This window comes from Mycobacterium hubeiense (genome assembly GCF_002838065.1).
GTDB classification, from domain to species: Bacteria; Actinomycetota; Actinomycetes; order Mycobacteriales; family Mycobacteriaceae; genus Mycobacterium; species Mycobacterium hubeiense.
The window spans coordinates 1-363 of the sequence record NZ_PIZU01000157.1 but is presented as its reverse complement, the minus strand read 5'-3'; the positions used below and the strand labels follow the sequence as shown (position 1 = coordinate 363).

General features: G+C 62.0%; 1 pseudogene. It reads left to right on the top strand.

The features are described 5' to 3' along the window. Positions 1-347: pseudogene (locus CWS39_RS29085) on the top strand (peptidase); the annotation flags it as partial. Positions 348-363: the final 16 nt, after the last annotated feature.

Sequence of the window (363 nt, the reverse complement as noted above, 5' to 3'; positions counted from 1 at the left end):
TTCGGGTGGGTGGGTTGCCCGCGGTCGACGGGGTGAGCGGGGTGCGCGACAACGCGCCCGAACCGTTCGGCAAGGTGCGCTACACCGACGGCGGCGACATGGACAAGCTGGCGTTGTTGGCGGCCAACGATATCGGCGAGTTTTGGCAGCAGAACTTCGAAAGCAACTTCGACGGTGTGTTCCGCCCGGTCGACAACTTCGCGTCCTGGGATTCCAAGGACCCCAACGCCCCCACGCTGTGCGGCGATTCACGGCTCTACAACCATCCCAACGCGTTCTTCTGTTACCCGGAGCGGTTGATGGCCTGGGACCGTGGAGCGATTCTTATCTCTAGGAGAGGTAGATGAAAGTGGGTGTGACCAG